This is a genomic window from Duganella sp. 3397, from assembly GCF_031456625.1.
GTDB lineage: Bacteria > Pseudomonadota > Gammaproteobacteria > Burkholderiales > Burkholderiaceae_D > Rugamonas > Rugamonas phyllosphaerae.
The window spans coordinates 613,320-638,207 of record NZ_JAVDVB010000004.1 but is presented as its reverse complement, the minus strand read 5'-3'; the positions used below and the strand labels follow the sequence as shown (position 1 = coordinate 638,207).

Here is a 24,888-nt window from a genome sequence, read left to right as displayed (position 1 = left end):
GCTCGTATTGACCACACTGGACAGCGATGGTTACATACTCGCCTCCGGTCAATCTGTGCATTGATTAGCCGAACGAGCATTTTTCGAAAAAAAGTAACAAATCCTGGGAGTTGTAACAATGATGATGGAAACCGTGATTTCGCGTTCACTGCGTGTGATGTTTGCAGGCGGTGCTGCGATCGTGCTGGCACAACCAGCCCTGGCCCAACAAGCCGACGCGCCGATCCAGCGCGTGGAAATTACTGGTTCGGCAATCAAGCGTATCGACGCTGAAACTGCCGTACCAGTGACCGTTCTACGCATGGACGACCTGAAAAAAGAAGGCATCACCACCATTGAACAGGTGATGTCCAACCTGAGCGTTTCGCAGTCAAGCCAAGGCACCAGCCAGACCGTAGGTTCCGGCACCGGCGGCGCGTCGTTCGCGGACATGCGCGGTATCGGCGCCAACAAGACCCTGATCCTGCTGAATGGCCGTCGCCTGGCAAACAACGCCTTCGACAGCTCGGCTCCCGACCTGAACATGATTCCCTTCGCGGCCCTCGAGCGCGTCGAAGTGCTGCGTGACGGTGCCTCGTCGCTGTACGGTTCCGACGCAGTCGGCGGCGTAATCAACTTCATCACCAAAAAAGACTACCGTGGTGGCACCGTTACCGTGGGCGCGGATTCGTCGCAACACGGCGGTGGCTCCTCCAACAACGCCAACATCGGCGTCGGCTTTGGCGACTTGAGCGAAGACGGCTACAACGTTTTCGCCATGGTCGACCACCAGGCGCAGAAAGCCCTGACCGGCACCAACCGCGACTACAACAAGCGCTACGCTGGCGGCCTGTCGGCATCAACCAGCCCAGCCAACTATTTCCAGGGCGACATTAGCGGCAACCAGGCAGCGCCAAGCTGCACCAATGGTACCTTCTTGATCCCTGACGGCAACGGCGGCTGCCTAATGACCACCTCGGCCTTCGTGGACTACATTCCAAAAACGGAACGTACCACCGGACTGGTCAAGGGCACCCTGAACCTGAACGCCAACCACCAACTCGCGCTGGAATTGCTCTCGACCGAGAGCAAGGTTGAAACCACGATCGCACCGGTGCCGTACGGTGGTTTGTACATCAATCGTCTGCGTCCGGACGGCTCACTGAATCCTTACTTCCCAGGCAACGGCTCGACCCCTGGCGTCGCCGGCCTGTCGCCAACCTATATGGATGCAGTCGGCAGCCAGACCGCTGGCGTACGCCCAGGCTTCGTGCGCGCTCGCTGGCGCGATCTGCCACATGGCCCACGTCAGGATGAAAACATCAACAAGCAACAGCGCGCAGTGCTGTCGCTGGAAGGCAACGTCGGCGGCTGGGACTACAAATCGGCTCTGACCTGGAACGAAAACAAGGTCAAGCAAAACCTGTCGGGCTACAGCGACGGCGGCCTGATTACCGCCGGCGTGCGCGATGGCGTGATCAACGTCTTCGGCGACCAGGATGCTGCTGGCACCGCGCTGATCAACAGCTCCGCTCTGGCCGGCAACATCATGAACGCCAAGGGCACCAACAAGGGCGCGGACGTACAGTTCTCGCGGGAAGTGGGCGACTGGTTCAAGACCGGCCACCAGGCTGGCCTGGCATTGGGCGCGCAATACGAACACCAGGAGTTCCGTAGCGCGGCCAATACCGAATTCGCCGAGCGCGTCGTCGCCTCGACCGGTATCGACCCGAACACCCTGAGCGTGGGCAAGCGTAACGTGTCGGCGTTTTACAGCGAGCTGAACCTGCCGGTGCTGAAAAACCTGGACGTCACCGCTGCTGTGCGTTACGACAAGTACAGCGATTTTGGTCACACCACCAACCCGAAGTTCTCTTTCACCTACAAGCCGGTCAACACCGTGCTGTTCCGTGGTTCGTATTCGAAAGGTTTCCGTGCCCCGTCGCTGTATGAAATCAACGCACAGAACACCTACACCAACTCTGCCAACACGCTGAACGACCCGATCAACTGCCCTGGCGGAACCCCGATCCCTGGTAAAACTGCCGGCTCCAATTGCCGCCAGCAGTTCCAGGTACTCAACGGTGGTAACGCCGCGCTGCAGCCTGAACGTTCAAAAACCGGCACCCTGGGTATCGTCTGGGAAGGCGTGCCTAACCTGACGCTGTCGGCAGACTACTGGAACATCCGCCTGACCCAGCAAATCAGCACCCTGCAAGACGCTGACGTGCTGCGTGATCCAGTCAAGTTCGCTTCCGCTTATCGCCGCAACCCACAGGGCGACCTGGCAACCGATGGTTCGCAGTGCCCTAACCCGCTCACCTGCGGCTACCTGGATCTGCGTAACCAGAATCTGGGCGACGTGAACACCAACGGTGTCGATCTGGCGGCCAACTACCGTCTGCGTACTTCGGGCTATGGCAACTTCAACTTCGCAATGAACAGCACCTGGGTACACAAGTATGAGTACCAGAACTTCATTGGCGACCAACTGAACAACAAGCTGGGCACCTTCAACGGTGATGGCGTGATCTTCCGCTGGCAGAACACCATGAACCTGTCCTGGAACAAGGACAAGTTCGGTGCCGGCCTGACCGCACGCTACAAGTCCGGCTATCTGGACCAGGAAAACGAAGAGGTGGAAAACCATCGCGTTGCTTCGTACACCACGGTCGACGGCTACGGCTCGTGGCAGGCCATCAAAGGTCTGACCCTGACGTTTGGCGTACGCAACATCTTCGACCGCGATCCACCGCTGTCGTACCAGTCGGGCACCTTCCAGGCTGGCTACGATCCGCGCTACGCCGATCCAATGGGCCGTACGTTCTACGCACGCGGTACCTACAACTTCTAACTTCTCATCAGTTAGACAGTTGAAAAAAATCCCCGGGTTTTGCGACCCGGGGATTTTTTATTTGGGATAGCCGGTTACAACCACCCGGCCCGCTTGAAGCGCCGATGCAATATCCAGCACACAAAGATCATGATGGAGAGCGCCATCGGATAGCCGTACTTCCACTCCAGCTCGGGCATGAACTTGAAATTCATCCCCCACACGCCGGCAAACGCGGTGACGATCGCGAAGATCGCCGCCCAGGCCGCCAGCCGCTTGTTCACTTCGCTCTCTTCGATCGCTGTCATCGACAGGTTGACCTGGATGGCGGTGGCGATGGTGTCGCGGATGGTGTCGAGCGCGGCGCTGATGCGGTGCAGGTGGTCGTGGACGTCGCGGAAATAATCCTGGGTGTCGAGGCACATCGACGGCACGCGGCCGCCGTACAGGCGCCCTACCGCTTCCATCATCGGCACCACGGCGTGGCGCACGGTGGTGACTTTTCCCTTGAGTTCATACAGCCGTTCGATATTGTCGCGCTGCTTGCCTTCGCTGAAGATCAGTTCCTCGATTTTTTCCAGCTCGGTTTCCAGCATTTCCAGCACCGGGAAATAGCGGTCGACAATCGCATCCATCAGCGCATACAGCACGAAGGCCGGGCCCTTGCGCAACATGTGCGGTTCGCGCTCGGCACGTGCCCGCACGCCGAGGAAACCCTTGGTGCTCTGGCCGTCGCGCGAGGACAGCACGTAGTTCTGGCCGACGAAAATATCGACCTCGCCCAGCACCACCTCCTCTTCACGCCATTCGACGGTCTTGACGACCACGAACAGCGAGTCGCCGTATTCCTCGATCTTGGGGCGCTGGTGGCCTCGGCTGGCGTCTTCCACGGCCAGCTCGTGCAGGCCGAATTCGTGCTGCATCACCGCCAGTTCTTCGGGCGTGGATTCGTGCAGGGCCACCCAGACAAAGGTCTCGGGCTTTTCCATGTAATCACTGATTTCTTCGACCGGGATATCGGCCAGTTTTTGCCCATCCTCATAGGCGACACAATTGAGCAGCATACGTCTTCCATAAAAAAAATAAGCCCTTGGCTTTGCAGCCGAGAGCTTACCTGAAAGTAGCACAACAGTACGTGCGACCGGCGCGTGAGACCGCGCGTGTGGCCGCCCTGTCAGTCGTCCTTGGCGCCGTCGATGCCGAGTTCGGCGATCTTGCGGGTGATGGTGTTGCGGCCGATGCCCAGGCGCACCGCCGCGTCGTTCTTGCGGCCGTGCGTGTGCTTGAGCGCGGTGCGGATCAGCGCCGATTCGAATTGCCGGCCCAGCACCGCCATCACTTCCTGCTGGCCGCCGCTGAGCATGGACGCGGCCTGCATTTCCAGCAGGCCCAGCCAGGCTTCCGGCGTGGCCGGCGCCGCTGCAGCCGAAGCTGCCGCTGCGGCCTCCTGCACGGCCATCGGCATCACGGTGCCGTGGTGCTGGATGGCGCTGTAGCCCTCGAGCGGCGCCGGCTGTCCAGCGGAGGCCGGCTGCTCCTGGGTCAACTCCAGCGGCAAGTCCTTGACCTCGACGGTCTGGCCCGGCGCCATCACGGTAATCCAGTTGCACAGGTTTTCCAGTTGTCGCACGTTGCCCGGCAATTCAAGGCCGCACAGGAACGTCAAGGCAGCGTCGCTCATGCGCTTGGCTTCCACGCCCAGCTGCTTGGCGCTCTGCACCAGGAAGTGGCGCACCAAAATGGGGATGTCTTCGCGCCGTTCCCTCAAACTGGGCAGGCGCAGGCGGATCACGTTGAGGCGGTGGTACAAGTCCTCGCGGAACAGGCCTTCGCGCACGCGCTGTTCGAGGTTCTGGTGGGTGGCGGTAATTACCCGCACGTTGGCCTTGATCGGCTGGTGGCCGCCGACGCGGTAGAAATGGCCGTCGGACAGCACCCGCAGCAGCCGGGTTTGCAGGTCGAACGGCATGTCGCCGATTTCATCGAGGAACAGGGTGCCGTTCTCGGCCTGCTCGAAGCGGCCGCGCCGGGTGGTCTGGGCGCCGGTAAAGGCGCCGCGCTCGTGGCCGAACAGTTCGGATTCGAGCAAGTCTTTCGGAATCGCCGCCGTATTCAACGCGATGAACGGCTGCGCCGCCCGCGGGCTGTGCTTGTGCAGTGCGCGCGCGACCAGTTCCTTGCCGGAACCCGATTCGCCGGTGATCAGCACCGTCACGTTCGACTGCGACAGGCGGCCGATGGCGCGGAACACTTCCTGCATCGCCGGCGCCTGGCCGAGGATTTCCGGGGTTTCCGCCGGGCCCGATTCAACGCTGGTCTCGCGCAGGCTCTCGTCGAGCGCGCGCCGTATCAGTTCGACCGCCTTGTCGATATCGAACGGCTTGGCCAGGTATTCGAAGGCGCCGCCCTGGAAGGCCGCCACCGCCGAATCGAGGTCGGAAAACGCCGTGATGATGATGACCGGCAGGCCGGGGAAGCGTGACTTCACTAGTTGCAGCAGGTCCAGGCCCGAGTCGCCCGGCATGCGGATGTCGGACACCAGTACTTGCGGTGTCTCGTACTCGAGTGCGGCGATGGCATCGCGCGCATTGGCAAAACTCTTGGTGGCCAGGTTTTCCCGGGCCAGCGCTTTTTCCAGTACCCAGCGGATCGATTCGTCGTCGTCTACTATCCAGATTGGCTTCATGTGTTGTATGTTTCCCGCGTGGATCGTCTATCGAGGGAAGTCGCACCTGACTGCCACGGCTTATGGCAATGGCAGCAGGATGCGGAAATCCGTGTATCCAGGCCGGCTATCGCATTCGATCACGCCCATGTGCTGTTGCACGAAGGTTTGCGCCAATGTCAGTCCCAGTCCGCTGCCGCCTTCCCTGCCCGACACCAGCGGGTAGAAAATGCGGTCACGAATCTGGGGTGCGATGCCCGGCCCATTGTCGATGATATGCAAGTCTAATGCCAGCCCGTAGCGAACCTTGGCCAGGGTCACCTGGCGCGCCACCCGCGTCTTCAAAATAATCTGCGCGTCGCCCTCTTCCATCTGCGCCGCCAGCGCTTGCGCAGCGTTGTGGGCGATGTTGAGCACGGTCTGGATCAGCTGCTCCTTGTCACCGCGGAACTCGGGGATCGAGGCGTCGTAGTCGCGCAAGATGGTCAGGCCGGACGGGAACTCGGCCAGCATCAGGCTGCGCACGCGTTCCAGCACCTCGTGGATGTTGACGTCGCCGACGATGTGCGGACGGCGGTGCGGCGCCAGCAGGCGGTCCACCAGCGTTTGCAGGCGGTCCGCTTCCTTGATGATCACCTGCGTGTATTCGCGCAGCTGCACCGCGTGCAGCGCCGGCAGTTCCATTTCCAGCAATTGCGCGGCGCCGCGGATGCCGCCGAGCGGGTTCTTGATTTCGTGCGCCAGGTTGCGGATCAGTTCCTTGTTGACCTGGCTCTGGTCGAGGATGCGCTCCTCGCGGTCGAGTTTTAAATGCTGCAAGTGTTCGCGCAGCTCGATCAGGATGTGGCCGGGCGGCTCGTCGAGCGCGGAGACGATGCTGTGCACGTGCAGCGGATCGCGGCCGGCGCGCTCGAGCGTCAGGTCCTGGCGCAGGTCGGAGAACTTGTGTTCGCGTGCCTGGGCGCAGATGTGGTCGAGTTCATCGGGGTTGAGGAACTGGGCGGAGAGCTTTTGCCGCGAGAGCGCTTTGAGAGAGCTGGCCAGCAGGTTTTCGGCGGCCGCGTTGGCGTAGGCAATATGGCCAGTGGCGTCGAGCATGACGACGGCCGAGGCCAGTAATTCCAGCCCGGCCAGCGTGGCCGGGCGCAGGGACGTCGTGGGGGTGACAGGACTCATCTCAAACTCATCGGAAGGGGGTTGGGTTAGCGAATATTGCCGATTTCACGTTTCAGCGCTTCGACATTCTTTTCAGTGCGGCCCACGCTGTCGCGCAGCGCGGCCGTGCGCTCCTGGTACTTGGCATAGTTGCGCTCGTCGCCGCGCCGCTCGGGTACACCGTTGTTGTACTCGGCGCGCAACGCGGCCAGCTTTTGCTGCTCGCTTCTCAGCTCGTCTTCGAGGATGGCGCGGCGGTCGGCGTCACGCGCGCGCTGCTCGGCATTGTCCACGCGCGGGAAGGCGCCCGGCACCGCGGTGGCAGTGGCGGGCTGAGCTGCCTGCGGACGGGCGGCCCCAGGTGCGGTGCGGCGCGGCGGCGCGGCGATCACCGTGCCCGGCAAGTCCATCGCCGTGCAGTAGTTGCCGCGCTTGATGTCGGTGTACTCGACACTGCCGCCCGGTGGCGTGCACTTGTAGATCACGCCCTGGGCGGCAGCCGTGGCGCTCGCCAGCGCCAGCACGACCGCTGCCAGCAAGCGTTGCAAACTCAAAATCATTGTCATTCCGTGGGTGGTGGATCCATCCGACTATACAACACCACAAACAAAAACGCGGGGAAAGCCTGCGCCTTCTTCCGCGTTTTTTATGAAGGGCGCCGGCAACCGGCACCCTGCTTGTTGCTATTACAGCGAGTAGTACATGTCGAACTCTGCAGGGTGAGTCGTCATGCGCATGCGCTGAACGTCCTGCATTTTCAGTTCGATGTAGGCATCGATCATCGAATCGGAGAACACGCCGCCACGGGTCAGGAACTCGCGGTCCTTGTCCAGGTTTTCCAGCGCTTCTTCCAGCGAAGCGCACACGGTCGGGATCAGTGCGTCTTCTTCCGGCGGCAGGTGGTACAGGTCTTTCGACGCTGCTTCACCCGGGTGGATCTTGTTGGCGATACCGTCCAGGCCGGCCATCAGCAGCGCGGCGAAGCACAGGTACACGTTGGCCAGTGGATCCGGGAAACGGGTCTCGATACGACGGCCTTTTGGATTGGCCACGTGCGGGATGCGGATCGATGCCGAACGGTTTTTAGCCGAGTACGCCAGCTTGACCGGGGCTTCGAAGCCTGGCACCAGGCGCTTGTACGAGTTGGTGCCTGGGTTGGTGATCGCGTTCAGCGCCTTGGCGTGCTTGATGATGCCGCCGATGTAGAACAGCGCGGTGTCCGACAGGCCGGCATAGCCGTCACCGGCGAACAGGTTGACGCCGTCTTTCCAGATCGACTGGTGCACGTGCATGCCCGAACCGTTGTCGCCAACGATAGGTTTCGGCATGAAGGTGGCGGTTTTGCCGTAGCTGTGGGCCACGTTCCAGACCACGTATTTCAGGTTCTGGGTCCAGTCGGCGCGCTCGACCAGGGTCGAGAACTTGGTGCCGATTTCGTTCTGGCCGGCGCCGGCCACTTCGTGGTGGTGCACTTCGACCGGGATGCCCAGCGATTCGAGGATCAGGCACATTTCCGAACGCATGTCCTGGAAGCTGTCCACTGGCGGCACCGGGAAGTAGCCGCCCTTGACGGTTGGACGATGGCCGCTGTTGCCGCCTTCGATTTTTTCGCCGGTGGACCACGATGCTTCATCGGAATCGATCTTGACGAAGCAACCGGACATGTCGATCTTCCAGCGCACGCTGTCGAAGATGAAGAATTCTGGCTCGGGACCGAAGTAGGCGGTGTCGCCCAGGCCCGACGATTTCAGGTAGGCTTCAGCGCGCTTGGCGATGGAGCGTGGATCGCGGTCGTAGCCCTTGCCGTCGGCAGGCTCGATCACGTCGCATTGCATGAACAGCGTGGTCTCTTCCATGAAGGGATCGATGTTCGCGGTGTTTGGATCAGGCATCAGGATCATGTCCGATGCTTCAATACCTTTCCAGCCGGCGATCGAGGAACCGTCGAAGGCGTGACCCGATTCGAACTTGTCGATGTCGAAGTGCGACACTGGCACGGTGACGTGCTGTTCTTTACCACGGGTATCAGCGAAACGGAAATCAACGAATTTTACTTCGTTTTCCTGGACCATTTTCAGAACTTCTGCGGCTGTCATTGCCATGCGTCTCTCCTAAGATAATTTGCGGAACTGGTGCACCTACACTAAGCAGTATCCATGCCAGCCGATCTGGCGTTGCGATTATGTTGATAGCGTCCTTGAACTTGCCGCCAAGTGCGTCCAAAATCGGGCGCGCGGTGGCACAACACAAATCTGACGCCAGTCAACATAGCACCACAACGGTGCATTATCAAGAAATCGCACCATGTTTGTGCAATTCGGAATTTCTGCTTAAAAATGCCTCGCTTTGGTGCGCACCGCCTTCGGCCCGCACAGGAGGCCTATAATAATCGCAAACGTCTACGGGAACATGACATGAGCAAAATTGATGAGATCCTGGCCACCGCGTGCGGCCGCAACAAGGAGTGGACCTACGCCGGCGCGGTCACGCCCGAGGAAGCGTTCGAGCTGCTGTCGCTCGACAACGCCGTCAAGCTGGTGGATGTGCGCACCAACGCCGAGCGCGACTGGGTGGGGCGGGTCAAAATCCCCGAGGCCCAACATGGTGCGGTACAGTGGACGACTTACCCTGGCGGCAACACCAACCAGGAATTTATCGAGCAATTGAACTCGGTGGCGCGCAAGGACCAGGTGTTGCTGTTCCTGTGCCGCTCCGGCGTGCGCTCGCGTGGTGCAGCCAAACTGGCAGCCGAACACGGCTACCAGCACTGCTTCGATATCCTCGAGGGCTTCGAGGGCGAGAAGGATGAGCACACTCACCGCAAGAATTTGAATGGGTGGTGCAAGGCGGGATTGCCGTGGACCGGCGCCTAGGCCGGGACCGCCTCCGCCCCCTCCACCATCAAGAACTGTATCCGCTTGCGCACAAACTGTATGTGCGAGCGCAGGCCATACAAACCGTCGGCAAACGACAGCGGGATCGAGATCTGGTTGACCAGTTCCTCGATCTCGTCGAGCCGGCGCAACTGCGCTTCATACACCTGCATGCGCGCGCCTTCGGGCGCCTCTTCCACCTTCTGCTCCACCGTCCGCAACTGGCCATACCATTTGTACACGCGCGAGCGGATGCGCCACACGTACAGCGGCGGCACGATCTTCGATAACGGCAGGATCAGGGCGCTCAGCGCCAGCATCACCACCCACATGCGGTCGAGGAAGTTGGCGGCCCAGAACGGCATGTAACGCTGCAGCAGCGGCGGACCATTCTTGTAGAACTTGGCTGCCTCGGCATCGACCGGAATTTCGGTGTACTTGGCCGACGGGAACTGGCCCTGCTGCTGGAACCAGCCGGCGCCGTTATGGATGGTGCTGGCGCCCTGCACGAACAAATCGATCAGCGCCGGATGCATGTCCTCGCGCGCCACCAGCGTAGCGGTGGGCGCAATCAGGCTGTACTCGCGTGCCGGAATGTCGCGGCCCAGGTCAACGATGCCCTGCGGCAGCGTCACGTGGGTGAGGAACGGCAGCTTGCGCGCATAGGCCTCGGCCTGGGTGAAGTCGAACAATTGTATGCCCGGCGTTTGCAGCAGCATCTGGATCAGCGGCGCTTCCGGCGCGGACGTAAATACCAGGCCATCGATGCGCCCTTCCAGCAGTTCCACCACGGCTGGCGTATTGGCCAGCGAAAAGCGCTCGACATCGCCCTTCTCCAGGCCATTCAATTCCAGCACCTGGTGCAGCAGGCGCGGCGCGCCGGCGCCCTTGGGACCGTAATTGATCTTCATGCCGCGCAGCTGGCTCAGCTGGGTGATCGGCTTCTTGTCCTTGGCCTCGCGCAGAAACAGCCACAGCGGTTCCACGAACAGGCTGCCCAGCGACGTCAACTGTTCGCGGTCGGCCGCTTCTTCATTGGTGCTGCCGCTTTGCACAAAGGCGATATCGACCTTGCCGTCGCGCAGGTTGCGCAGGTTTTCGCCGGACCCGGCCGATGGCACCAGGGTGACCTTGACGCCGTGCTTGGCGAGGACTGCCGCGTATTTTTTGCCGAACTCCTCGTAGGCGCTGTTTTCCTGGCCGGTGCCGAGGCGCACCGTGCGCGGCGGCGCCGGATCGACCAGCCAGTACGCCAGCAGGCACACGCCGACGATCAGCAATACGGTGGGCGCGGTGGACGCGAGCAGGTCACGCAGCGAGAACTGCGTGAACTTGAGGATTTTGGACATGTGATGGCGCATCGGTTTCATGGGGTGCTACAGTGCCAACAATTGGCGCTGCTTGCAAGTGAAACCCGATGCAGACGGGGTCTTTTACCCCCGAGACCCATGGGGTCGGACCCCGTACGGGCGCTTTTTACCCCTGACACCCATGGGGTCGAACCCCGTACGGGGTCCGACCCCAGTGCTGTGGGGGTAAGGATCAGCCGCCGCAGGCCCGCAGCGGCGCTGGCGCAACCGGCTTGGGCTGCGCGGCCGCCACTTCCGGCGCCGTGCCCGGCACCGCTGCCGGCGCCACCACCGGTTTCGCGACCGGATGCGGATCGATCAAGGGCATCAAATGCGGCGCCAGCACCACCAGCAGCTGCACCGGCAGCGCGCTGGTGAAGTCATAGTTCTTCGACTCCGGCCCGTGCACGTACGCGGTCATGCTGCCGAAGAAACGCTCGCCGATATTGAACACGAACGTGGCCGACCGGTTCACGTAGCGCGACTCGATCAGGCGCCCGCCGCCGCCATACACGTCAAAACGCTGGTCGCCGGTACCGGTCTTGCCGCCCACCGGCAGCAAAGTGCCGTCGGACGTGGTGAAGGCCCCGCGTGCGCGCTTGGCGGTGCCGTCCGACACCACGCCACGGATCGCTTCGGCCACCACCTGCGCCACTTCCGGCGCCAGCACTTGCTCGTTGCTGACGGGCTTGGCGCGGCTGACGGTGGTGTCGTACGGGGTGTTCTTGGCAAAGTGCAGCGAGGTCACGCGCTGGCTGGTCTTGCGCACGCCGCCGTTGACGATGATGCCCATCAGCTCAGCCAGCGCGGCCGGCCGGTCGGCCGAGGCGCCCAGCGTGGTCGCGTACGACGGCACCAGCGAATCGAACGGGTAACCCATCTTCTTCCACTGCTTGTGCACTTCCATGAAGCCTTCCACTTCCAGGAGGCCGGCAATGCGGCGGTCTTGGGCGTGCTTGCGCTTGGTTTTCAGCAGCCACTCGTACACCTCCTGGCGCTCCTTCTCGCTGGCCGCGTTCATCTGCGTGAGCGTGGCGCCCGGGTTAGCGTGCAGGTAGGCCACCATCCACAATTCCAGCGGGTGCACGCTGGCCAGGTAGCCACGGTCGGCCAGCGACCACTGGTCGATGGCGTACTGGTCGTACAGCTTGGCCACGCGTTCGTCCGACACCTCGTTTTGCGACGACAGGTTGGCGCGCAGGAACGAGGCAAACTCCTGCTGGCTCGCTTTCGGATACACGGTGCGGTGGATCACGGCCAGGCGCACCGGCGTGCGGCGCAGGTTGGCCAGCATGATGTTGTCGAACTCGGAGACCGGCTTGCCCTTGTACTTGGCCCAGAAGCGCGCCAGGAACTCCTTGCCTTCCTTGTCCGCGAAGCGCGCCAGGTACTGGGCGCGGCGCGGATCGTCGGCGTCGGCCAGCAGCGAGGCGGACGAGCCCGGCGTCTGGAACATGTAGAACTTGGCGACGTCACGCATCAGGCGCACGAACACCAGGTTGGTTGAACGGCGCAGCGCCTCGGTCACGGTCAGGATCTTGCCGTTGTCTTCCTTGGAGAAGTTGCCGAAGTAATGCAGGCCGCCACCCGTGAAGAAGCCTTCGCCCGGGTTGCCCGAATACTTGCGCTCCATGGCCGCGTGCAGCATCGGCGTCAGGGCGCGCGCTTCGCCGCCCACCGGCAAGCCCTTGAAGTAATCGATGGCCCACAGCGACAGCTTGTCCTGCGGATCGACCACCGCCTTGCCAAGCTCGGCGGCACCCATGCCCGCGTACTTCTTGTGCAGCTGGTCCATGATGTCGAGGTAGCTGACCAGGGTGCGCAGCTTGGCCGTCGAGCCCAGGTCGAGCTTGGCGCCTTCGTTGATGTCGAGCGGCTGGTCGTAGTTGTCGGTTTGCAGGCGCAGGAAGTTGGTGTCCTTGCCCTTTTCCAGCAGGGTAAAGCTGTACACCACGTTGGCCGGGTCACCGTTGCCGAGCATGCCCTTACCGGTCAGGCCGGCAGCCTTGGCGCGCTCGGGGTCGCGCAAGTCGTTCAATACTTGCGTGACCGCTGTTTGCGCCTGCGCGTCCAGCGTGCTGGTCACGTCCAGGTCCAGGCGGTCGAGGTTGTACATCCGGTTGTCGCCCAACAGGTTGGCCAGGTGGTTGCGGATCGCATTGGTGGCCTTGCGCGAAACAAAGGTCATCGGCGGCGCCGCTTGCAGGCCGTTGCCCTTGGCCGGATGCAGTTTCTGTTTCAGGGCCATGTCGCGCATGGCGGCCGTGATTACGCCATCCTTGGCCAGGATGCGCAGGTGGGCGTCGGCCAGCTGGTCGAGGTCGTCGGCGCCGTCGCCCAGATAGTAGCTGGGGCGGCGCTGCGCGATCATCAGGCTCAGCGCTTCCTTGTACACCAGCGCGGTATCGGCGTCCGGCTTTTCCAGGTCGCGCGCCATGATGCGGTTGAATTCGTCGAAGGCACGGCCGTACCACACCCACATGCCGTCACCGACGCCATTGACTTCGCCATAGCCGGGCTTGGCCGACAGCGGCACCGTGTTCAGGTATTCGATGACGATGCGGCGGCGCGCCTTGGTGGTATCCGGGCCGTCCTGGTACGAGCGCAGGCTGGCCGAGATCATCTGCTGCAGCTTGTCGGTCATGGAACCGGTGCGCCCTTCGGGCGAATGGCGGTATTTCTCGATTTGCGTGGCCAGCGTGCTGCCGCCCGCGGCGCGGTGGCCGGCGCCCAGTGCACTCATGCTTTTCTCGAGCACGGCCTTGGCCAGGCGGTCCCATTCCACTGCCGGATTGCGCTTGGGGTAGGTATTGTCGAGCAGTTCGCGGTTTTCGATGTAGAGCAGGGAGCTGATCAGCGCCATCGGCGCCTGCTCGAACTTGCCGTAGATACGCTCCGGATAAGCGGTAGCGTACAACTGCTGGGCGCGGCAGTCATAGATCGTCAGGCCGGTCTTGGTCTTCTCGTGGTACACCGGGAAGATGCCGCGCTCGGCCAGCTCCAGCATCTTGGGCGACATGCGCGACTGCGCGCTGACCTTGTACTCGCGCTCGCTCAAGCGGCCAATGTAGTCGGGCAGATTGGAATAACCGAGGCGCTCGTCGTACGGGCTGTCGTGCGGGAAGCGGATCGCCTTGCTCAGGCCCGGCTCGACCTTCCAGGTCATCTTGCCGGCCAGGTCGGTAAAGATGCGCGCCTGCATGGCGGAGGTACGGCTTTCCTGGACGCCGAGGTACACGGCAAACGAGGCGCCGACCAGCAGCACGAGGATGAAGGCATTGCGTGTGCGCTTGCTCTTCCGTGGTGGTTCGGACGGTGGCGCGTCAGGCTGCGCCGGCGCGAGAGGCGCTTCGGAATCTTCTATGGACATGGGGGGACAACTCGAAGGTGATGCGTGCGTCGAAAGTCAGGGTCAGCTGTTCAGTAAAGACTGCTAGTCACCATTGCACCACAAGGCGACCTTACAGACCGGAACGTTCGCAGAATAATTGCTTTACGGTGCGCATTTTCGCAAAAAAACAACGGCCAGGCCTACCCCTGACTTCCTTTAGTGATAGGCATGCGCCGCTGCTGGAGAAGCTGCAGGTTTTACGGCGCCGCGAACTCCACGCCCAGGCGCGTCAACTCGTCGCGCAGTTGCTGGAACGCCTCTAACGTCTGCGCCGGCTCGCCCTTCACGCCCAGCTCGATATGGCGGCGCGTATTGGCGTCGCCCACGCTGGGCAGGCTGAACACTTTGACACGCGTGTACTGTTTTTCCAGCGCCACCATCAGCGGCGTGAGCGACGACTCGGCCGCCTCGTACACCAGCACCGACTGCTCCAGGTGCGGCTCGCGGTTGAACAGGTTGGCGTACTTGTTGTCCAGCACCCATTCGATCATGGGCCAGGCCATGACCGGGAAACCGGGCACAAAGTAATGCTGGTGCAGCGAGAAGCCGGCGATGTTGTTGTACGGGTTCGGGATCAGGTCCGCGCCTTGGGCAAACTCGGCCATTTTCAGGCGGTGCAGGTTTTCCGGCGAATTCAGATCCGCCGGCTGGCCGGCCTCCTCGCCCATTTGCACGATGCGCTGCTCGATGTTGCGCTTGCCCTGTTCGTGCAGCACCAGCGGCAGGCCCAGCGCGTCGGCCACGGCCTGGCGCGTGTGGTCGTCCGGCGTGGCGCCGATACCGCCGCAGCAGAACACGATGTCGCCGCTGGCAAACGTGCGCTTCAAGGTGGCGACGATGCGCGGCGGCTCGTCGCCGAGGATTTCAGCCCAGTCGAGCTTCATGCCGCGCGCGGCCAGCAGTTGCACGACCTTGGAAAAATGCTGGTCGACGCGCCTGCCGGACAGGATTTCGTCGCCGATGATGATAAGTCCGATCGCCATAAGGTCCCGCTTTCTCAGAGTTCAATCGGGGTGGGGTCGGCCACCGCAGGTGCCTGGGCGCGCAGGCGCGCCAGCGCTTCCAGGCAGTAATAGGCAAACCACAACCCGGTAAAGATAAATACCAGCACGTACAGCCAGATCGACGCAGCCGCCAGGAACGGGAAGAATACCACCGCCATTACGCCGCCGAGCCAGATCGCGCCCGGCAAGGCGCCGGCCGCGCCGGACACCATGCCGATCACCAGCAAGCGCCAGCGGTGCTCGGCCAGGATGGTGCGGCGTTCCTCCGCGCTGGCATAGTCGGCCAGCACGTCATAGACCATCACGCGGCACGTCAGCCAGCCCCACAACATGGCTTGCACCAGGACCGCCAGCGGCGGAAACACGTACAGCGGCAAGGTCAGCAGCCACAAGCCGATAAAGATCAGCATGCCGCCGACCGCCGTGCCGACGCTGCCCATCACGCTGCCGCCCTGGCGCTGCTCGAGCTGCGGATAATGGCGCAGGCCCACGTGGCGGCAGATGACCGGCATGGCCACCACGCCGATGAAAATCAGCGCGGTCATGATCATCAGCGGCAACAGCAGCAACATGGAAATCAGCGGCACCACCACCGTGGTCAAGGTGCCCAGTCCGAGCGAGCGCAGCCAGCTGGTGCTGGTGGAGAACAGGTTGTGTTCGGCGAACAGGCCCTGCATGGCGTCGATCAGCGGTTGCAGGCCGAAGTACAGCAGCACGGCCCACACGCCCACGGCCAGCAGGAACGGCGCCAGGCTCATCGCCAGCAGCTTGCCATGCCATTGCGACAGGAAGGCGCGGCCCCAGGCGCGTACGACATTGCTCATCAGACCACGTCCTTTCGTGCGTATTCCACCAGGCGTTTGAGCGCCAGCCAGTGCTGCGACCAGAAACCCTTGCCGTATTCGCGCCCCGGCACCACGGTGCCGTCCGCTGCGGTTTTCGGCAGCTGGTCGCGGATGCCGGTGGTGACGAATTCCGGCGTGAAGTTGGCGGTCCTGAAAATGATATCCCACACCGGCAGCAGCACGGCAAAATTACAGCCGCCCAGGGTGCCGGCGCCTTTCGATTCGTGGCCGACGCCAATCGCGTGGTGCATGCGATGGTAGCGCGGCGACACCAGCAGGCGCTCGCCGAGCCAGCCGAAATGGATGCGCACGTTGGCGTGCTGCAGGCTTTGCAGGATGCGCGAGACCGAGACCAGCATCACGTACTGCGACGGCTCCACGCCGATGCACAGCGCGATCACGCCCATGTAAATGTCGCGCAGGAAGTCGTCGAGCACGTGGTTGCGGTTGTCGCTCCACAGGTTCATGTTCTGCTGGCTGTGGTGCAGGCCGTGCAGCGCCCACCACCAGTTGAACTGGTGCGAGGCGCGGTGGTACCAGTAATCGAAAAAGTCCAGCACCACGAAGTACACCAGGAACGCCCCGAGCGGACTGATGTTGGGTATCAGCGACTCGAGGTTGAACGGCTGGAAGCTCTCGAAGCGCAGCACGCCGGCCAGCGAGTCGAGCAGCGGATCGAGCGTGAAGAAGATCAGCACCGAGAACAGGCCGATGCGGTGCAGCACCGTGTAGATAAAGTCGTTCCAGCGCGCGCGCGGGTCGGTAAACTTGTGCACCGGGATCAAGGCTTCCATCGGCCGCAGCACCAGGAACAGCAGGAACAATTCGAGCACGCCGATCATCAGCCACTCGGTGCCCTCGAACGCCTCCTCGATGTATTCGCCAAAGCCGAGCTGGAATACCAGCGGCTGGATCACCGTTTCGAACAACCACCCCTGGGCGGCGCCGAACCAGTCAGAAATTGTCTGCATCATCGCGATTTGAACAGTGAAGAATAGTCAGGGTGCTCGCGCAGCGTGGCAAAGCAAAAACCTTTTTGCTCCAGGCCGCTAATGAGCGGCTCCAGGTTGGCGGGCGCCCACGCATCCTTGCGCGACCAGATGCCCATGTGGGCCACGAAGATGTCGCCGCTGCGCAGGTCGCGCAAGGACTTTTGCAACAATACCGGATTCGGGTAAGCCGTGCTCGACAGCTCATCGCCGGAGAAGCCTGCCGGCGCCCAGCCCACGTGCGCATAGCCGCACGCCTTGGCGGCCGCCACCGTGCGCGGCGACGTGCGGCCGGCCGGTGCACGCCACAGCGGGTCGAGATGGACGCCCGTCAACTCGACGAAGCGGCGATCGACGCGCTTGATTTCGTCGCAATACTGGTCGGGGGTCAGGCTGCGCAGCTTGCCGGCAGAGGCACCGAAGCCGGGCTTGACGCGGAACTGGCCGTCTTTTTCGCCGGCCAGCACGTCGTGGTCGAACGTGTGCGAGCCGAACGCATGGCCCTCGGCCACGCGCGCCTTCCAGTAGGCCGACCAGGCCGGGTCGAGCGAATAGTCGCCGCGCACGGTTTTCTCGTTGGCCAGGAAGAACGTGGCCTTGATGTGGTGGCGCTTCAGAACGTCGGCGATCAGCTCGGCCTGCGACTGGCTGCCGGTGTCGAAGGTGAGATAGATGGTGCCGTTGCAAACACCGGCTGGCGTAGCTGGGGCGGCAGCGAGCGCCGGCAACGCCAGCGCCGTCAGCAGCGCCAGCAGCGCCAGCAGCGGCCTGGCAGTCATGGGGCCCATCAGCGCTGGGCGGCGTTCATGAAGAACACGCCGTGCGGCGAGCGGCCCACCGGGATCAGCTTGGTGATCTTGCGCGTCTTGAGGTCGATCACCGCCACTTTTTTAATCCAGCGCAGCGTTACCCACATGGTCTTGCCGTCGTCGGTGATTTCCATGCAGTCGGGGCCGCCGGGCACGTTGATCTGGCCGACATTTTCCAGGGTCTTCTGGTCGATGATGTTGATCGAGTTCGAGACCCGGTTCGAGACATAGGTGTAACGGCCGTCGCCGGCCGAGCGGAAGTTGTGCGCGCCCATGCCGGTCTTGATGCGCTTGACTGTCTTCTGGGTTTTCCAGTCGATCACTTCGACGTAGTCGCTGCCCATGATGCCAACGAGCAAGTACTTGTCGTCGGGCGTCATGGCGATCCCGGCCGGCAGCTTGCCGACCGACATGGTCCATTTGACCACGCCGCTGGCCAGGTCGATGGCGCTGACCTGGTCGCTGCCCTGCTGGGTGATGAAGGCGGTGGTGCTGGCCGTGTCGAATGCCATGTGGCTCGGCAGCTTGGCCAGCGGAATGCGCTTGTTCAGGGTCAGGTTGGTGCCGTTGTAGCGGTAGATATCGACCCGGTCCAGGCGCAGCGAATTCGAGACGAACCATTTCTGGTCGGGCGAAAAGCCGATCTGGTACGGGTCGAGGATGTCCTTGAGGGTGCGCTGGATCTGGCCCGTCTTCGGATCGAGGAAGATCAGCTCGTTGCCGACCGAGCTGGCGACGATCAGCGACTTGTTGTCGGGCGTGGCCATCAGGTGGTGCGGCTCCTTGCCGACCGGGAAGGTCGACAAGCTCTGGTACGTGGCCTGGTCCAGCAGCTGCACGGTCGCATCACGCGAGTTGAGCACGACCACGACGTTGGCCTGCGCGCTCGGCAGGCAAGCGATGGCGCAAACGCTGGAAAAAACAATACGGCGGAGACTGCTGAACATGAAGAAATCGCTTGTAGGAGCAAAGACTTTATTTTACGTGCAAACCCAACCGTACCGAGGGAGAAAGTCACAATTATTCTGCCGTGAGGGCGGCCACGCGACACGGGCTGCGACTGCACCTTGTCGCTGCTGCTACAATTGATGACTTGTACCCAACAATAGAAGGAATAGCTATGTCCACCATCACTACCGACTCCGGCCTGCAATTCATCGAACTGACGGTTGGCGAAGGCGCCGAAGCCAAAGCTGGTCAAAACGTCACCGTGCACTACACCGGCTGGCTGCGCAACGACGACGGCACCAAGGGCGCCAAGTTCGATTCGAGCAAAGACCGCAACGACCCGTTCGAGTTCGCGCTGGGCGCGGGCATGGTCATCCGCGGCTGGGACGAAGGCGTGCAAGGCATGAAAATCGGCGGCGCCCGCCAGCTGATCATTCCAGCCGAACTGGGCTACGGTGCACGCGGCGCCGGCGGCGTGATCCCACCAAACGCCACCCTGATCTTCGACGTGGAACTGCTGGGCGTTTAATTAAGTAACGTAACACCGGAACGCCAGATCCGTCATCCCCGCGCAGGCGGGGATCCAATTACCGCCCTTCCCCCTCTACCGCTGCCAGTTCCGCCGCAACGCCTCCTGCTCCGCGCGCGCATCCATCATCCCCCCCACGATTCTCTGGTCGATCGCCTCGAGCACCGCCGTTGGCATCTCCGTACCCGCCACGCGCTGCGCGCTCATTTGCGGTGCCGGCCGCATGTTTTGCACCAGCACCGGCACCCGCCACTCCGCGCTGGCGCGGCAGGCCACGCCCACCAGATCCTGGCTCAGGCCCACCAGCGTAAAGGTGCGGCAGTAACCGCCCTGGTTGGACAGGAAACTCAAGCCCACCCGCACATCGCCCTCGGACGGCGCGGCGCCGCCCATTTGTTGGCTCAGCGCCAGGTCGAGCTTGCCCTGCGCCACCAGCATGCCGTTGCGGCTGATGATGGTGGTGGGTGCGGCTGGTGATTCGCCCAGCCAGGCCGGCTGCCAGTAAATCAGGGCGAAGCGTCCCGCCAGCAAGCCCGCGACCAGCGTGACGCCAAGCGCGCTCCAGACGCGCCAGCTCCAGCGCGGAGCCTGGGCCTTGCGCGCCGCTTGCTGCACGGCCACGCGCTGCGCGCGCACGGCCGCCAGGTGGACGACCTTGCCGTGGTGCGGCGCTGATGCCGGTGGGGTTGGGGACGAATGCGAGGTGAAGCGTGGCGCATGCATGAAGACGTCGCGCGTCGCGCGCAAGCGCGCCACCCGGCGCTGCAGGCTGGCGTCGCGCTGCATGGCATGCTCGACGGCGCGGCGGGTCGCGGCGTCGAGCTGGCCATCGGCGTAGGCAATCAGTGTGTCGTCTGAAAAGCTCATCATCCTGCTCGTCAATGCTGCGCAAGTCGTGTCATGATAAACCTTTTTGCTCATGATGCGAGTCCGTCAGGATTGCGTAAGCCCTTTAAGTACAAGGGATAAACCGGTGCACATCGACGCACGGCAGGTGCAGCAAGGGTTACTTTGAAACTCTTCGCGCGGAAACCATTACATCTGACAATATTTATGCTAATCTGCGCGCTCTAATAACCAAGGAGGTAGTAATGAAAAAAGGCGAACTGATTGCTGAATTTGCGAAACGCACCGAGATGTCTGCTGCTGCCGCCAACACCGCAGTAAACACCTTGATCGCCATCGTGACCGAGCGTCTGAAAAAAGGCGACACGGTAGGCATCACCGGCTTCGGCACCTTCTCCGTTGCCAAGCGTGCTGCGCGCAAAGGTCGCAATCCAGCTACCGGCGAAGCGATCAAGATCGCGGCGTCGAAAACCCCGAAATTCTCGGCGGGCGCGACCCTGAAGTCGGCTGTCAACCCGGCTAAAAAAGCCAAGTAATCATCACTATGCCGGGACGCAGCAGCGTCGCTGGCAGCAAGTAACACGGCGGTTCATGCCAGGCGCACACCTGTCATGGCCGCCGTTGTGTTTTTGAGGGGTTCCTCTAGCGGGTTTCGCGGAGGCTGCGGGTATGATGGACGATTGCCCCCAATACCAGGAGAAGACATGAGCTTACAAGCACAATTCGAACAAGCCCAGGCGGACTCGAAAAACCTGCCGGAACGCCCGGACAATATGACCCTGCTGAAAATCTACGCACTGTTCAAGCAGGCGTCGGTGGGCGACGCCACCGGCGAGCGCCCTGGCTTTACCGACATGGTCGGCCGCGCCAAGTTCGACGCCTGGGATGCCATCAAAGGCACCAGCGCCGACGACGCCAAGCAGCAGTACATCGACCTGATCGAAGACCTGAAGTAAGTCACCCGACAGGATGTGCGGGTTACGCGCTGAACACCCGCCGCATCTTGTCCGCCACCTTGCTCTCGATCTGCGCCGCGAACGCGCTGATCGGAAAGCCCAGCGCGATATGCAACTGCGCCTGGTTCGGCAGCAAACTGAGCGTACCATTCACGCCGCTGCGCTCGAAGCGCAGCACATCGCCATCCCAGCGCGACGTCAATTCGAATTGTTCGGACAGTTTGTCCGCGACTTGTTGCGCCGCCGCACGCGCTTGCTCGGGCGCCAGGTGGTGTTCCTGGACGATGTTGATGTCCGACATGCACTTCCTCATCAATAAAACAAAGGCTGCATCATGCCAGTTGCGACCGTGCCGCGCCACCCCAGGACGGTAGAATGCGGTCCTGCGCCGATTCCAGTCGCATTTGCTTATATGTATTGTATATAAGCGCCGTTTGTGAGAAATAGGGAATTACCTTAAAATACAGTGCTTTGCCGAGGTTAGCCGGCTACGCCATCGCCGACTACGCCACTGCGCACCAACAGGGCGCCTCGAAAAACCGTCGCGAGCGGCCTGTTATTGTCGGGAGTAGCGCAAGCGTACTCCGGTACGCTGAGCAACGCAGCGGCGATAGCGGGCCGCGCAGTAGGTTTGTCGAGGTGCACCAACATTGATAGGACTGTTATGACCCACGTTGTCACCGAATCTTGCATCAGCTGCCGTTATACGGACTGCGTCGATGTTTGCCCGGTAGATTGTTTCCGCTCTGGACCGAACTTCCTCGCCATCGACCCGGACGAGTGCATCGACTGCGCCGTGTGCGTGGCCGAGTGCCCGGTCAATGCGATTTACGCCGAAGAAGACGTTCCCGGCGACCAGCAGCAATACATCAAGCTCAACGCCGACCTGTCGCGCCACTGGCCTTCGATCACCAAGACCGTCGCCCCGCTGCCGGACGCCGACCAGTTCAAGGACGTTAAAGATAAGCTGCACCTGCTGGTACGCTAAGACGTCTGTCTGGCCGGGCAACACCGGGCCGCGCGCTAGTTACAGCGTGCAGCGTGGTGTCGCCTAACCACTATTGAAATCACAGGAAAAACGAATGAATAGCACTGTCACCCCTACCGGCGTCATCGAAACCGATGCCGTCATCATTGGCGCCGGCCCGGTCGGCCTGTTCCAGGTCTTCGAACTGGGCCTGCTGGAAATCAAAGCCCATGTGATCGACTCGCTGGGCGCGGTGGGCGGACAATGCGTCGAACTGTATCCTGACAAGCCCATCTACGACATCCCGGCCGTGCCTTCGTGCACCGGCCAGGAACTGACCGACAACCTGCTCAAGCAGATCGAGCCGTTCGAGCCGACCTTCCACCTGGGCCAGGAAGTGGTCAAGGTGCAGCGCCGCGACGACGGCCGTTTCGACGTCGCCACCACCGCCGGTACCGAATTCATCACCAAGACCATTTTCATCGCTGCCGGCGTCGGTTCGTTCCAGGCCCGCACCCTGAAAGTGGACGGCATCGACGTCTTCGAAGGTTCGCAGCTGCACTACAAGGTCAAGGATCCGGCCCAGTTCGAAGGCAAGAACCTGGTCATTTGCGGCGGCGGCGACTCGGCCCTGGACTGGGCCCTGAACTTCGTCGGCAAGGCCGAATCGGTCGTGCTGCTGCACCGCCGCGAAGACTTCCGCGCCGCACCGGCGTCGGTCGCCAAGATGAAAGCGCTGTGCGACGACTACGAAATGCAATTGATCGTGGGCCAGGCCACCGGTTTCGAGACCAAGGACGACAAGCTGACCGAACTGAAGGTCACCGGCCAGGACGGCGTCACCCGCCGCGTGCCGCTCGACATGCTGCTGGTGTTCTACGGCCTGTCGCCAAAGCTGGGCCCGATCGCCGAATGGGGCCTGGACATCGAGCGCCGCCAACTGAAGGTGCAAGATACCGAGAAGTTCGAAACCAATGTGCCGGGCATCTTCGCCGTGGGCGACATCAACACCTATCCGGGCAAGAAAAAGCTGATCCTGTCGGGCTTCCACGAAGCCGCGCTGGCCGCCTTCGGCGCCGCGCCGTACATCTTCCCGGACAAGAAGATTCACATGCAGTACACCACCACCTCGCCGAAGCTGCACAAGGTGCTGGGCGTCGAGACTCCGGTCTTCGACTGAGCATGAATCGCGCGTTACTATCGCCACGCCAGTAACGCAACACTCAAGTGGATGTCCTACACAAAAGCAGCGGAAACGCTGCTTTTTTTATGGGTTCGGCAGTATTATTCTTTGGACGGGCATGTTGCGCAATATCAGCAATTTTGCTTCGAAGCACCTAAAATACGCTGATCGCCAGCCTGAAGCGGCTTGCCACGCTGAATTGGCGTATCATGCAGTAATTGGTGCAACGCACCATAAATACACCGGGACAACTACCATGCTCTACCAGCTGCACGAAATGCAACGCTCGATGCTCACGCCACTGATGCAGTGGGCCGACGCCTCCGCCAAAATCTTCAGCAACCCGGTCTCGCCGCTCGCGCATACGCCGTTCGCGCAGCGCATCGCCGCCGGCTACGAATTGATGTACCGACTGGGCAAGGACTACGAAAAGCCGGCCTTCGAGATCGATACCTCGCCGGTCAAGGGCCTGGACCAGCCGGTGGGCATCATCGAACAGGTGGAAGTGAACAAACCGTTCTGCCGCCTGATCCACTTCAAGAAAGACCTGGGCGAGCAACAGGTCAATGACTTGGCGCAGCCGACCGTGCTGCTGGTCGCACCGCTGTCGGGCCACCACTCCACGCTGCTGCGCGACACCGTGCGCGGCCTGCTGGTCGAGCACGACGTCTTCATCACCGACTGGACCGACGCGCGCATGGTGCCGCTGAGCGACGGCGCCTTCCACCTCGACGATTACATCTATTACGTGCAGGATTTCATTCGCCACCTGGGTCCGGACGTGCACGTGATTTCTGTTTGCCAGCCGACCGTGCCGGTGCTGGCTGCCATTGCGCTGATGGCCACTGCGAAGGATCCGAAACTGCCGAAAACCATGACCATGATGGGCGGCCCGATCGATCCGCGCCGTTCGCCCACGGCAGTGAATAACCTGGCCACCGAGAAGAAATTCTCGTGGTTCGAAAATACCGTGATCTACCCGGTGCCGTCGAACTACCCCGGCTTTGGCCGCAAGGTATATCCGGGCTTCCTGCAGCACGCCGGGTTCATCGCCATGAACCCGGGCCGCCACGCCCAGAGCCACCGCGATTTCTACAACCACCTGGTCAAGGGTGACGAAGAAACCGCCGAATCGCACCGCAAGTTCTACGACGAGTACAACGCCGTGCTCGACATGCCGGCCGAGTACTACCTCGACACCATCAAGACCGTGTTCCAGGACTTTGCCCTGCCGCTGGGCACCTGGAACGTGGGCGGCCAGCTGGTGCGTCCGCAAGACATCACCACGGTGGCGCTGTTCACGGTCGAGGGCGAGCTGGACGACATTTCCGGCGCCGGCCAGACTCAGGCCGCGCACGACCTGTGCAGCAATCTTCCGGACACCATGAAGCAGGACTTCGTGGCCCCGGGCGCCGGCCACTACGGCATCTTCTCGGGCCGCCGCTGGCGCGAGATGGTGTGCCCGAAGATCACCGACTTCATCAAGCAACACGCTTAAAATCGCGGATCAAAAGTCCCGGCCCTTGAAAAGCGCCGGGCTTTTTTTCAGCCAAATACATCACGTTAT

At 62.0% G+C, this 24,888-nt stretch carries 22 protein-coding genes; 8 read left to right on the top strand and 14 right to left on the bottom strand.

Annotated features, from left to right (window positions below; genetic code table 11):
• Positions 1–118: 118 nt before the first annotated feature.
• The gene (locus J2X54_RS15655) at positions 119–2,833 is read left to right on the top strand and encodes a TonB-dependent receptor (protein WP_310181860.1); all 2,715 of its coding nucleotides are present in this window, start codon (positions 119–121) and stop codon (positions 2,831–2,833) included.
• A gap of 74 nt (positions 2,834–2,907) precedes the next feature.
• Here the strand turns inward: J2X54_RS15655 and corA are convergent, their stop codons facing one another.
• The 5 genes from corA to glnA all read right to left on the bottom strand — a co-directional run bounded on the left by corA (position 2,908) and on the right by glnA (position 8,734).
• Entirely contained in the window at positions 2,908–3,876 is a 969-nt protein-coding gene (gene corA / locus J2X54_RS15650; RefSeq protein WP_070250558.1) for a magnesium/cobalt transporter CorA, read from the bottom strand.
• Positions 3,877–3,986: 110 nt separating this feature from the next.
• The gene (gene ntrC, locus J2X54_RS15645; protein ID WP_070250560.1) at positions 3,987–5,498 is read right to left on the bottom strand and encodes a nitrogen regulation protein NR(I); all 1,512 of its coding nucleotides are present in this window, start codon (positions 5,496–5,498) and stop codon (positions 3,987–3,989) included.
• Between the two features lie 60 nt (positions 5,499–5,558).
• Positions 5,559–6,653, bottom strand: a complete 1,095-nt coding sequence (gene glnL / locus J2X54_RS15640) for a nitrogen regulation protein NR(II) (protein ID WP_310181855.1) — start codon at positions 6,651–6,653, stop codon at positions 5,559–5,561.
• Between the two features lie 26 nt (positions 6,654–6,679).
• Complete coding sequence (locus J2X54_RS15635) at positions 6,680–7,192, bottom strand: DUF4124 domain-containing protein (RefSeq protein ID WP_310181854.1); 513 nt, start codon at positions 7,190–7,192, stop codon at positions 6,680–6,682.
• A 126-nt stretch (positions 7,193–7,318) separates the two neighbouring features.
• Entirely contained in the window at positions 7,319–8,734 is a 1,416-nt protein-coding gene (gene glnA, locus J2X54_RS15630; RefSeq protein WP_070250565.1) for a type I glutamate--ammonia ligase, read from the bottom strand.
• Between the two features lie 312 nt (positions 8,735–9,046).
• On the opposite strand from glnA, the gene J2X54_RS15625 reads away from it, so the two are divergent.
• Positions 9,047–9,505 (top strand): rhodanese-like domain-containing protein, encoded by a 459-nt coding sequence (locus J2X54_RS15625; protein ID WP_310181851.1) that lies wholly within the window; start codon positions 9,047–9,049, stop codon positions 9,503–9,505.
• Here the strand turns inward: J2X54_RS15625 and J2X54_RS15620 are convergent.
• The 7 genes from J2X54_RS15620 to J2X54_RS15590 form a co-directional block, all read right to left on the bottom strand.
• On the bottom strand, positions 9,502–10,854 hold the full coding sequence (locus tag J2X54_RS15620) for a TAXI family TRAP transporter solute-binding subunit (RefSeq protein WP_310181850.1): 1,353 nt from the start codon (positions 10,852–10,854) through the stop codon (positions 9,502–9,504). The two genes, J2X54_RS15625 and J2X54_RS15620, sit on opposite strands and share 4 nt — an antisense overlap.
• Before the next feature lie 193 nt (positions 10,855–11,047).
• A complete protein-coding gene (locus tag J2X54_RS15615; protein WP_310181849.1) occupies positions 11,048–14,224 on the bottom strand; it encodes a transglycosylase domain-containing protein in 3,177 nt (1,058 codons plus the stop codon).
• Between the two features lie 218 nt (positions 14,225–14,442).
• Entirely contained in the window at positions 14,443–15,228 is a 786-nt protein-coding gene (locus J2X54_RS15610; RefSeq protein ID WP_310181846.1) for a molybdopterin-binding protein, read from the bottom strand.
• 14 nt (positions 15,229–15,242) lie between these two features.
• Positions 15,243–16,073: an EI24 domain-containing protein gene (locus J2X54_RS15605; RefSeq protein WP_310181844.1), complete on the bottom strand. Its 831-nt coding sequence runs from the start codon at positions 16,071–16,073 to the stop codon at positions 15,243–15,245.
• Entirely contained in the window at positions 16,073–17,068 is a 996-nt protein-coding gene (locus tag J2X54_RS15600; RefSeq protein WP_310181841.1) for a sterol desaturase family protein, read from the bottom strand. Before J2X54_RS15600 ends, J2X54_RS15605 begins: the two co-directional genes overlap by 1 nt.
• Positions 17,065–17,862 (bottom strand): polysaccharide deacetylase family protein, encoded by a 798-nt coding sequence (locus tag J2X54_RS15595; RefSeq protein WP_310181839.1) that lies wholly within the window; start codon positions 17,860–17,862, stop codon positions 17,065–17,067. Before J2X54_RS15595 ends, J2X54_RS15600 begins: the two co-directional genes overlap by 4 nt.
• Positions 17,863–17,870: 8 nt before the next feature.
• Positions 17,871–18,839 carry a cytochrome D1 domain-containing protein gene (locus J2X54_RS15590; protein WP_070246081.1) on the bottom strand — a complete coding sequence of 323 codons (969 nt, stop codon included), beginning with the start codon at positions 18,837–18,839 and terminating at the stop codon, positions 17,871–17,873.
• A 173-nt stretch (positions 18,840–19,012) separates the two neighbouring features.
• Between J2X54_RS15590 and J2X54_RS15585 the strand changes: the two genes are divergently transcribed.
• Complete coding sequence (locus J2X54_RS15585; RefSeq protein WP_070246080.1) at positions 19,013–19,369, top strand: FKBP-type peptidyl-prolyl cis-trans isomerase; 357 nt, start codon at positions 19,013–19,015, stop codon at positions 19,367–19,369.
• A gap of 75 nt (positions 19,370–19,444) precedes the next feature.
• On the opposite strand, the gene J2X54_RS15580 is transcribed toward J2X54_RS15585, so the two are convergent.
• Positions 19,445–20,239: a hypothetical protein gene (locus J2X54_RS15580; RefSeq protein WP_310181835.1), complete on the bottom strand. Its 795-nt coding sequence runs from the start codon at positions 20,237–20,239 to the stop codon at positions 19,445–19,447.
• A 221-nt stretch (positions 20,240–20,460) separates the two neighbouring features.
• On the opposite strand from J2X54_RS15580, the gene J2X54_RS15575 reads away from it, so the two are divergent.
• Positions 20,461–20,751: an HU family DNA-binding protein gene (locus tag J2X54_RS15575; RefSeq protein WP_019921569.1), complete on the top strand. Its 291-nt coding sequence runs from the start codon at positions 20,461–20,463 to the stop codon at positions 20,749–20,751.
• Between the two features lie 168 nt (positions 20,752–20,919).
• A complete protein-coding gene (locus tag J2X54_RS15570) occupies positions 20,920–21,171 on the top strand; it encodes an acyl-CoA-binding protein (protein ID WP_310181833.1) in 252 nt (83 codons plus the stop codon).
• Positions 21,172–21,193: 22 nt separating this feature from the next.
• Here J2X54_RS15570 and J2X54_RS15565 read toward each other — a convergent pair whose 3' ends face one another.
• The gene (locus J2X54_RS15565) at positions 21,194–21,472 is read right to left on the bottom strand and encodes a polyhydroxyalkanoic acid system family protein (protein WP_070246079.1); all 279 of its coding nucleotides are present in this window, start codon (positions 21,470–21,472) and stop codon (positions 21,194–21,196) included.
• A 363-nt stretch (positions 21,473–21,835) separates the two neighbouring features.
• On the opposite strand from J2X54_RS15565, the gene fdxA reads away from it, so the two are divergent.
• The 3 genes from fdxA to J2X54_RS15550 all read left to right on the top strand — a co-directional run bounded on the left by fdxA (position 21,836) and on the right by J2X54_RS15550 (position 24,819).
• Positions 21,836–22,159: a ferredoxin FdxA gene (gene fdxA, locus J2X54_RS15560; protein ID WP_056137511.1), complete on the top strand. Its 324-nt coding sequence runs from the start codon at positions 21,836–21,838 to the stop codon at positions 22,157–22,159.
• A gap of 94 nt (positions 22,160–22,253) precedes the next feature.
• Positions 22,254–23,318 carry an NAD(P)/FAD-dependent oxidoreductase gene (locus J2X54_RS15555; RefSeq protein WP_019921565.1) on the top strand — a complete coding sequence of 355 codons (1,065 nt, stop codon included), beginning with the start codon at positions 22,254–22,256 and terminating at the stop codon, positions 23,316–23,318.
• A gap of 259 nt (positions 23,319–23,577) precedes the next feature.
• Positions 23,578–24,819, top strand: coding sequence for a polyhydroxyalkanoate depolymerase (locus J2X54_RS15550; RefSeq protein ID WP_310181826.1), 1,242 nt, complete (start codon positions 23,578–23,580; stop codon positions 24,817–24,819).
• Positions 24,820–24,888: the final 69 nt, after the last annotated feature.